This window comes from Pantoea agglomerans (assembly GCF_021397715.1).
In the GTDB taxonomy this organism is placed as follows: Bacteria; Pseudomonadota; Gammaproteobacteria; order Enterobacterales; family Enterobacteriaceae; genus Pantoea; species Pantoea astica.
Genome location: NZ_CP090207.1, coordinates 2759374 through 2768986 on the forward strand (window position 1 = coordinate 2759374; position 9613 = coordinate 2768986).

Sequence of the window (9613 nt, forward strand, 5' to 3'; positions counted from 1 at the left end):
TGTGATTGGCGTTTATGACTGAATTATACTTTCGCGTCTTTTAGACTGTGTACAACACCGGGCTCTGCGCCACCGAACAGGATGCTGAAACGCGCCATGACAGGACATGCTTCCCCGATACTGACCTCGCTGCTCGATACGGACGCTTATAAGCTCCACATGCAGCAAGCCGTGTTCCACCGCTATCACGATGTAACGGTGGCGGCGGAGTTTCGCTGCCGCGGCGACGAACTGCTGGGCCTTTACGCTGATGAGATTCGTGATGCGATTCGCGCAATGCAAACGCTGGCGCTGACCGATGATGAGTATCAGTGGTTATCCCGCCTGCCCTTCTTTCAGCAGGATTATCTGAACTGGCTGCGCGATTTTCGTTATAACCCCGATCAGGTTGAGGTGCGCAATCACCACGGCCAACTGGAACTGCGCATTCAGGGGCCGTGGCGTGAAGTGATTTTGTGGGAAGTGCCGCTGCTGGCGCTGATCAGCGAAGTGGTGCATCGCCATCGCACGCCTCAGGTCACCGCTCAGCAGGCCGTTGACCATCTGCAGCAAAAACTCGCCACCTTTAAGACGCAGGTCGCCGATCTGGATATGTCCCGCTTTCAGCTGATGGATTTTGGAACCCGCCGTCGCTATTCGCAGGAGGTACAGCAGGCGATTGTGGCGACGCTGAAACAGGATTTCCCGTGGCTAATCGGCACCAGTAATTACGATCTGGCGCGCCGTCTGTCCCTGACACCGGTCGGCACCCAGGCGCACGAGTGGTTCCAGGCGTTCCAGCAGATCAGCCCGGTCCTGGCCAACAGCCAGCGCGCCGCGCTGCAGGCGTGGCTGGATGAATATGATGGCCAGCTCGGCATCGCCCTGACCGACTGCATCGCCATGGATGCCTTCCTGCGCGACTTTGGTCCGGTGTTTGCCCGACGCTATCAGGGGCTGCGCCACGACTCGGGTGATCCGGTTGAATGGGGCGAAAAAGCGCTGGCGCACTATCAGAAGCTGGGCATCGACCCGCAAAGCAAGACGCTGGTCTTCTCTGACAATCTTAATCTCGACAAAGCGCTGGCGCTTTACCGTCATTTTGGTCAGCGCACCAGCGTCATTTTTGGTATCGGAACCCGTCTCACCTGTGATATTCCGGGCGTCACGCCGCTGAACATTGTGATTAAACTGGTGCAGTGCAACGGCAAGCCGGTAGCAAAACTCTCTGATAGCCCCGGCAAAACCATCTGCCAGGATAAGGCCTTTGTCAGAGCCCTGCGCAAAGCCTTTGATTTGCCGCTGGTGAAAAAAGCGAGTTAAATCCTTTCTCATCGGGGCGTTGATCCGCCCCGCTTCTGCTGTAATAAATCTTCCGTTCCGCCGCAATTTTGCTTGTTTCCTGAAGACTCGCAAGTAACATAGCAAAACCCCGGTCTGGGGAACTTTTTACTCACTTCTTCTATATAGAGAGATATTTATGAGCGTAGTGCCTGTAGCGGACGTACTGCACGGTCGCGTCGCGGTTGACAGTGAAGTCACCGTACGTGGTTGGGTGCGTACCCGAAGAGATTCAAAAGCCGGTCTTTCCTTCATCGCCGTTTACGACGGCTCCTGCTTTAATCCCGTTCAGGCAGTCGTCAATAATTCTCTGAATAATTATCAGGATGAAGTTCTGCGTCTGACTACCGGCTGTTCGGTGATTATCACCGGCACCGTGGTGGCCTCACCCGGTCAGGGCCAGGCTTTTGAGATTCAGGCGACCCATGTTGAAGTCGTCGGCTGGGTGGAAGATCCTGACAGCTACCCGATGGCGGCGAAGCGTCACAGCATCGAGTATCTGCGTGAGGTGGCTCACCTGCGTCCACGCACCAACCTGATCGGTGCTGTTGCCCGCGTCCGTCATACCCTGGCGCAGGCGCTGCATCGCTTTTTCCATGAAAATGGTTACTTCTGGGTTTCGACGCCGCTGATTACCGCTTCCGATACCGAAGGGGCTGGCGAGATGTTCCGCGTCTCGACGCTGGACCTTGAAAACCTGCCGCGCAACGATCAGGGCAAGGTCGATTTCAGCGAAGATTTCTTTGGTAAAGAAGCCTTCCTGACCGTTTCGGGCCAGCTGAACGGCGAAACCTATGCCAGCGCCCTGTCAAAAATCTACACCTTTGGCCCGACGTTCCGCGCAGAGAACTCCAACACCAGCCGCCATCTGGCGGAATTCTGGATGCTGGAGCCGGAAATTGCCTTTGCATCACTGGATGATGCCGCTGCGCTGGCAGAAGCGATGCTGAAATATGTCTTCAACGCGGTGCTGGAAGAGCGTGCCGATGACATGGCCTTCTTTGCCGAGCGCGTAGATAAAGAAGCGGTTGAGCGCCTGCAGCGTTTCATTACCACCGATTTCGCCCAGGTTGATTACACCGACGCGGTTGAGATTCTGATGAATTGTGGTCAGACCTTCGAAAACCCGGTCTCGTGGGGAATCGATCTCTCCTCTGAACATGAACGTTACCTGGCCGAGAAACATTTTAAAGCGCCGGTAGTGGTGAAGAACTATCCGAAAGACATTAAGGCGTTCTATATGCGCCTGAATGACGACGGCAAAACTGTTGCAGCAATGGATGTCCTGGCACCTGGCATCGGTGAAATTATCGGCGGTTCCCAGCGTGAAGAACGTCTGGATGTGCTCGACGCACGTCTCGAAGAGATGGGCCTGAATAAAGAAGATTACTGGTGGTATCGTGACCTTCGTCGCTATGGCACCGTGCCACATTCTGGCTTCGGATTAGGCTTTGAACGTTTAATCGCCTATGTGACCGGCGTACAGAATGTCAGGGATGTAATTCCGTTCCCACGCACTCCACGCAACGCAAGTTTCTAACTTTCAGCATTAATTATAAGAAATTCATATATATAAAGAGGTCGGCACTGCCGGCCTTTTTTTATTTTTGTAAATTTTGAGTTCTCTCACAAAGTTCCGTGTTTTTTACATTTTGTAATACATATTTTCCTTTTGAAACCAGATTACGAGTTTCGTAGCATTTTCGAGGTAGAATTAAGGCGGGTTGGATGGAAAGATGCGTGCAGACACAGGAAGACACCAAACTTCTCTCAGGGTTCCCGTAAAGGTTTCTTGACGGCAGTGGCAGGTGTACAAATAACTCCAACGAGGGTAATGAATAATGATGAAGCGCAATATTCTTGCAGTGGTTATCCCTGCTCTGTTAGCCGCAGGCGCAGCAAACGCAGCCGAAATTTATAATAAAGACGGCAACAAACTGGACCTGTACGGTAAAGCCGTTGGCCTGCATTACTTCTCTGATAACGACGGCAGCGATGGCGACAATACTTACGTTCGCTTCGGCTTCAAGGGTGAAACTCAGATTAACGACCAGCTGACCGGTTACGGCCAGTGGGAATACAACGTTCAGGCGAACAACTCTGAAGGTTCTGACGCGCAAGACGGTAACAGAACCCGTCTGGGCTTTGCCGGTCTGAAATTCGGTGATGCTGGCTCAATCGACTACGGCCGTAACTACGGTGTGGTTTACGATGCAATCGGCTGGACCGATATGCTGCCAGAGTTCGGTGGCGACTCAGGATACTCAGATAACTTCATGAACGGTCGTAGCACCGGCCTGCTGACTTACCGCAACACTAACTTCTTTGGTCTGGTAGATGGCTGGGATTTCGCCGTTCAGTATCAGGGCAAAAACGAGCGTGATGAAATTCGTCGTTCAAACGGCGACGGCTGGGGTCTGTCAACGTCTTACGTCTCACCAATCGGTGTAGGTGTTGTGGGTGCCTATAGCAGCAGCGACCGTACCGATGCACAGGCCGCTGGCGTTGCAGCTAACGGTACTGTTGTCGGTCAGGGTAAACGCGCTGAAAACTGGGCAACCGGTCTGAAGTATGATGCAAACAATGTCTACCTGGCGGCTTATTACGGTGAAACCCGTAACTCAACGCCGTTCACTCTGACAACTGGACCTGGCACCGATACCACTGCTTTCGCAAACAAAGCGCAGAACATTGAGTTGGTTGCACAGTATCAGTTCGACTTCGGCCTGCGTCCATCTATCGCCTACGTTCAGTCTAAAGGCAAAGATATCGAAGGCGTGGGCGATGCTGACCTGGTTAAATACATCGACGTGGGCGCAACCTACTACTTCAACAAAAACATGTCTACCTATGTGGACTACCAGATCAACCAGCTGGATGACAACAACCGTCTGGGTCTGAATACAGACGACGTAGTTGCACTGGGTCTGGTTTACCAGTTCTAATCTCGCTGTCAGAACTGTTTGAAGACGGGGCCATCGGCCCCGTTTTTTTATGTCTGTTATCCAGCCAGACGCCCTTTTTCTCCCGACGCTTACCCACGCTCCCTTTTTTTATTTCCTCTCGCTGAAGCAAGCCCGCAAAAAGTATCAATAACGCTCGCAAACGGTTGGCATTTGCCTGGCGTGACGCTAACCTGAGAGCTCATTTTGCTAACGTTCCCGCTACTGGACCTGACTCATGTTTGAATCGATCTCTGCTGCACCCGCCGATCCCATTCTTGGGCTGGCCGATCTGTTTCGCGCTGACGACCGCCCTAACAAAATTAACCTCGGTATTGGCGTCTACAAAGATGAAACCGGTAAGACACCGGTGCTGACCAGCGTTAAAAAAGCCGAACAGTATCTGCTGGAAAACGAAACCACCAAAAACTATCTCAGCATTGATGGTCTGGCGGATTTCGCCCGTTGTACCCAGGCGTTACTGTTTGGCAGTCAGAGCCCACTGATTACCGCTGGCCGCGCCCGTACGGCACAGACCCCAGGCGGTACCGGTGCGCTGCGCGTAGCGGCCGATTTCCTTGCCACCCAGACATCCGTAAAGCGGATTTGGGTCAGCAATCCCAGCTGGCCGAACCACAAAAATGTGTTTAATGCTGCTGGTCTTGAGGTGTGTGAATATCAGTATTACGACGCTGAAAATCATACGCTCGATTTTGACGGTCTGGTTGCATCACTGAAACAGGTGCAGCCAGGCGATGTGGTGCTGTTCCACGGCTGCTGTCATAACCCAACCGGCATCGATCCAACGGCTGAACAGTGGCAGCAGCTGGCGCAGCTGTCACAGGCTGGCGGTTGGTTACCCCTGTTTGACTTTGCCTATCAGGGCTTCGCCCGCGGTCTGGATGAGGATGCCGAAGGACTGCGCATTTTCGCCGCGTCCCATCAGGAACTGATTGTCGCCAGCTCCTATTCGAAGAACTTTGGCTTGTACAACGAACGTGTAGGCGCCATTACCCTGGTGGCCGCCGAGGCAAGCGTGGCGGATACCGCCTTCAGCCAGGTGAAATATACCATCCGGGCGAACTACTCCAATCCGCCAGCTCACGGTGCCGCCGTTGTTGCCACCATCCTCGGCAACGACGCTTTGCGTACCATCTGGGAGCAGGAGCTGTCAGACATGCGTCAGCGCATCCAGCGTATGCGTCAGCTGTTCGTGAATACTCTGGCGGAGAAAGGCGCGCAGCGTGACTTCAGCTTCATCATCAAACAGAACGGAATGTTCTCGTTCAGCGGCCTGACCAAAGATCAGGTGATTCGTCTGCGCGAGGAGTTTGCGGTCTATGCGGTCAACTCAGGACGAGTCAACGTTGCGGGCATGACGCCAGATAATATGTCGGCGCTGTGTGAGGCGATTGTCGCGGTACTGTAACCGCGTATCACGACTAAAAAATGGGCCGGCTGGCCCATTGCTCGTCAGTTAAGCGACCGGTGATAACGCAGTCTGGTGCCGCTCAGGGGCTGGCGGTCCTCGCGCCGCTGCGCGGTGCCTTCACTTCATTCCTCTGCCTGACGGACCGCCGGGGATGGCACATCCTGTGCCGCCCCGCCTTTCGCCCGCGTCCTGCGGGCTCTGCTGGCTAATGTTCAGCGCTGCGGATTGCCTGCCCCGGAGCCGCCCCGGCCGGCTCTGAAACTTGAGTGAGTGTTGTTAAAACGGGCACGATGGTGAAGGCCTGAGCGCCTCTGCTGCTGAAAGGGCTATCCGCAGCGCTGAGGCGTGACGTTGGGCCAGAACGCCACGCCGGGAAGCGTGGAGAGTTCGGGGCCGGCCAGGGAGGGCCGATCCCCGAACGGTTCGTCGGCACGACGTCAAAGCCGAAGGTACCGCGCAGCGGCGCGAGGACGGCCCGGCAGCAGCAGCGGTGCGCAGGCCCGCACTCCGGCATGCCTGCTCAGAAAAAAAGCTGCCACGTCTGACCGTGACAGCCTTTGCAAAGTTAACCTTCACTGACGAGCATTAGCCGACTGGCCCATTTTTTATTGCAGGAAAGGATTACTGATTCGTTCACGGCCCAGCGTGGAAATCGGGCCGTGTCCTGGCAGGAAAGTCACATCATCGCCGAGCGGCAATAATTTGCTCCGGATGGCATCGATCAGCTGCTGATGATCGCCCTGCGGGAAATCGGTGCGGCCGACGCCACCGTTGAAAATCACATCACCGGAGATCAGCAAGCGTCCCGGACGATCAAAGAACACCACATGACCCGGCGAATGGCCTGGACAGTGTAAAACTTCCAGCGTCACCAACCCGACCTGCACGCTGTCACCCTCTTCCAGCCAGCGGTCCGGCGTAAAAGGCGAGCACTCTTCCAGTCCAAACATCCGGCTCTGAGTCGGCAGGGCTTCCAGCCAGAAGGCATCGCGTTTCTGCGGTCCGACGATTGGAATCTGGTAAAACGCTGCAAGTTCCACCGCCGCGCCGACATGATCAAGGTGACCATGAGTCAGCAGGATCTGCGCAGGCTTCAGCTTGTGTTGTTCCAGCGTTTGTTTGATACGTTCAGCGTCACCGCCCGGATCGACCAGCGCCGACTCACCGGTGGTTTCACACCAGATCACCGAACAGTTCTGGGCAAAGGCGGTAACAGGAATAATGTGGTAGTTCATAACGCTCCATGACCGGCTCACGCAGCGTTGCCGGCGTCATTACCAGTGCCTGATCGGCCCGGTATCAATATGTACAAAGTTGCTGCGAGGATAATATCCTACACCACCCGCGCGCAGAGATAACGCCGCTTTGCGAACGTTGGCTAAGGTAACGCCCTCAATGTGGAAATCCATCGCCTGACCTTTGGTGTGATAGCTGTGTTTCGCTACCCCAGGCCCGCTTTCGCGCAGCATGTTATTGGTCGCCAGCGAACGGTAACCAGAAACCAGCTGCACCGGTTTACGGGTTTCCAGCAGCGCCTGCAGACGAAAAATCTGGTCAAACAGGTGGGGATCAATGCTTTTCACTTTATTGGCGCGATAGTCACGGAAAAAGTGATTTAATCGTGACAACTCATCCTTGTCGTAACGTTTACCATTAAAAAACTCAGTTTTAAGGGTTTCACCTGTGTGAAGGTTATTCAGCGTTAATACACGCGGGCGAGAAGTTGAAAGCGAGGCCCTTGCAGAAGCGGGCAATAATGCCAGCCCGGCGGCCGCACTTCCGCAAAGCAGTAGCTTGCGACGAAAAGAATCAATAGTAGACATTAACCGTATTACCTGAGAGTGAAGCCATAGAAATGTGCAAAAAGCGCACAGGCCGAACCATAACTTTCTCTCAGAGAGGCGTCAACCCATGTGGGGCGAGAATGTGCGGCGATCCCGAGCGGGATCGCCATTTGAGCGCTATTTTCGTTAACAATAGCCGACGGCTAACGATTGAAAATCAAACACTAGAGCAACAACTGCTCAGCCCTTTGTAACGCCTGGCTGCCGGAGCGTGCAGTGTCATCATAATTGTAAATATCTGTTCGGAACTGCGGTTTGCCATCATCCGCTACCCAGGCGGTTAAGTAATAGAGATTAACCGGAATGCGATGGCGAATCGGTACGTACCGGGTATCGCCCTCTTTCAGGGTGCTGGAGATGCGCGAATCATTCCAGCCGGCATCCTGCAACAGCAGCCCCGCCAGTTCAGAGGCTTTATTCACCCGCACGCAGCCTGAGCTCAGCGCCCGGATATCCCGCTGGAACAGGTTATGATTCGGCGTGTCGTGCAGATAGATGGCATCTGAACTCGGCATGTTGAATTTGTAGCGTCCCAGCGCGTTCATCTGGCCTGGGGCCTGGCGCAGGCGATAGGGGAACGATGAGGCCGACACCATGCTCCAGTCAATCATGCTCGGGTCGATCACCTCGGCATCCTCACTCCAGCCCGACAGCAGGGTATAGCCGTGCTTATAGAGATAGGCAGGGTCCTGCTTCACCTTGGGAATAATGTCTTTACGCACCAGCGTGGTCGGTACGTTCCACGGCGGATTCAGCACCACATTGTTGAGCGCGCTGCGCATCAGTGGCGTTTTGCGATCGGGACGACCAACGATCACCCGCGACGACAAAATTTTATTACCGTTGTTGTAGTAAATCAGTGAGTAGTTAGCGATGTTGACCATGATGCCGTTGTGCATATCATCCGGCAGCAGCCGCAGCCGCTGAATGTTCAGCGCCAGCAAGGAGGCGCGCATCTGGGGTGACACATTCAGCCACTGACGCGTTCTGGCACCGATCGCCCCGTCGCCATCCAGTCCCTGCCACTGTTGAAAACGCTTCACCGCTGCAACCAGCGTCGTGTCGTAAACATTCGCGCTGTTATTGGCATCCAGCGTCAGGCTCTGCACATTACCCGGTGACTGCGGCGTGGCAACAGGCAGATCGGAAACCGGCGTCGCAGACGGGCTGACCACCACCGGCTGGTCGCTGTGGCTGACCGGTACAGAAGTCACCGGCACGGCGTCCTCATCCGGCGCGGGCGCATCAGCCTGTGCGGTGAGCATCCCGCTGCGCTGCAGGATTTCACGTAGCGCCGGCACATCATCACTCACCTGTCCCGGACGCAGGGTTTCGCTATTCTTCAGCTGCGGCCATGGCCGTTTATCGCTGAGCAGATTTTTTAGCGCAGCGTGCATTGGGCGATATTGCGGATGCTGCGGTTCCAGTGAAGTGATAAAAATGCTGTCAGAACCAGCATTGACCGCATTCTGCCACTGATTAACCACCGCCACTGACGGCTGGGCCAGTTTGTAGGGCACGTTACTGTAAAGCCAGGTTTCACCCTGCGTCGGCACGCTGGAGACAAACTGCAGATAGCCGAGCATCGCGTCAGAGAGCGCCACATCGCGGGCAAAGCCGGTAATGGCCGGGTCAGTCAGACGTTCGACCCAGCGGGTAAACTGGGGTTGCACGCCGGATAGCGCGACCTCAGCCAGCTGTTGCTGAAATTTTTGCACCGCCTGGCGATCCTGCCACAGCGGCTGCATATGACGGGACGCATACAGCGTCGCCAGTGGCCCCAGATAAAAAGGCTGATCGGCACTGGAAAACGCCTGCCGGATACGTTGCTGACTTTCGGTGACTGACATCGCACTTTGTGTGGTGCCCGGCATAGCGGCGATCACAGCGGCCTGCGGCAGCGTAAATGGAACCATGGTTAGCGCCAGCGCTAACCATGAAACAACACGATGATGTTTAAACCTATTTGCCAGCAACATCCCTGCCCCCTTCTCTGTTCAACTGCGCAGCGTTCCCTGAAACTACTGCGACCGGGCTGCTTACTCATAATGTTGAGTATACAAACAAAAACGGCA

At 55.0% G+C, this 9613-nt stretch carries 7 protein-coding genes; 4 read left to right on the forward strand and 3 right to left on the reverse strand.

Annotation, left to right across the window (positions count from 1 at the left end):
* Nucleotides 1–96 precede the first annotated feature (96 nt).
* The 4 genes from pncB (at nucleotide 97) to LZU96_RS13130 (ending at nucleotide 5691) form a co-directional block, all read left to right on the forward strand.
* Nucleotides 97–1302 (forward strand): nicotinate phosphoribosyltransferase, encoded by a 1206-nt coding sequence (gene pncB / locus LZU96_RS13115; protein WP_233984714.1) that lies wholly within the window; start codon nucleotides 97–99, stop codon nucleotides 1300–1302.
* 157 nt (nucleotides 1303–1459) lie between these two features.
* Nucleotides 1460–2860, forward strand: a complete 1401-nt coding sequence (gene asnS / locus LZU96_RS13120; protein WP_233984715.1) for an asparagine--tRNA ligase — start codon at nucleotides 1460–1462, stop codon at nucleotides 2858–2860.
* Between the two features lie 301 nt (nucleotides 2861–3161).
* The gene (gene ompF, locus LZU96_RS13125) at nucleotides 3162–4265 is read left to right on the forward strand and encodes a porin OmpF (protein WP_293000671.1); all 1104 of its coding nucleotides are present in this window, start codon (nucleotides 3162–3164) and stop codon (nucleotides 4263–4265) included.
* Between the two features lie 235 nt (nucleotides 4266–4500).
* Nucleotides 4501–5691 (forward strand): amino acid aminotransferase, encoded by a 1191-nt coding sequence (locus tag LZU96_RS13130; protein ID WP_233984716.1) that lies wholly within the window; start codon nucleotides 4501–4503, stop codon nucleotides 5689–5691.
* 608 nt (nucleotides 5692–6299) lie between these two features.
* Here the strand turns inward: LZU96_RS13130 and LZU96_RS13135 are convergent.
* The 3 genes from LZU96_RS13135 to ldtD form a co-directional block, all read right to left on the reverse strand.
* On the reverse strand, nucleotides 6300–6929 hold the full coding sequence (locus LZU96_RS13135) for an MBL fold metallo-hydrolase (RefSeq protein ID WP_233984717.1): 630 nt from the start codon (nucleotides 6927–6929) through the stop codon (nucleotides 6300–6302).
* A 39-nt stretch (nucleotides 6930–6968) separates the two neighbouring features.
* Nucleotides 6969–7517 (reverse strand): YcbK family protein, encoded by a 549-nt coding sequence (locus LZU96_RS13140; RefSeq protein ID WP_233984718.1) that lies wholly within the window; start codon nucleotides 7515–7517, stop codon nucleotides 6969–6971.
* A gap of 185 nt (nucleotides 7518–7702) precedes the next feature.
* Nucleotides 7703–9517: a L,D-transpeptidase gene (gene ldtD / locus LZU96_RS13145; protein ID WP_233984719.1), complete on the reverse strand. Its 1815-nt coding sequence runs from the start codon at nucleotides 9515–9517 to the stop codon at nucleotides 7703–7705.
* Nucleotides 9518–9613 lie beyond the last annotated feature (96 nt).

Excerpts from the sequence above, each read along its gene's own strand:
- LZU96_RS13135 (WP_233984717.1), bottom strand. The coding sequence starts at position 6,929 with ATGAACTACCACATTATTCCTGTTACCGCCTTTGCCCAGAACTGTTCG.
- asnS (WP_233984715.1), top strand. The coding sequence starts at position 1,460 with ATGAGCGTAGTGCCTGTAGCGGACGTACTGCACGGTCGCGTCGCGGTT.
- LZU96_RS13130 (WP_233984716.1), top strand. The coding sequence starts at position 4,501 with ATGTTTGAATCGATCTCTGCTGCACCCGCCGATCCCATTCTTGGGCTG.
- LZU96_RS13140 (WP_233984718.1), bottom strand. The coding sequence starts at position 7,517 with ATGTCTACTATTGATTCTTTTCGTCGCAAGCTACTGCTTTGCGGAAGT.
- pncB (WP_233984714.1), top strand. The coding sequence starts at position 97 with ATGACAGGACATGCTTCCCCGATACTGACCTCGCTGCTCGATACGGAC.
- ompF (WP_293000671.1), top strand. The coding sequence starts at position 3,162 with ATGATGAAGCGCAATATTCTTGCAGTGGTTATCCCTGCTCTGTTAGCC.
- ldtD (WP_233984719.1), bottom strand. The coding sequence starts at position 9,517 with ATGTTGCTGGCAAATAGGTTTAAACATCATCGTGTTGTTTCATGGTTA.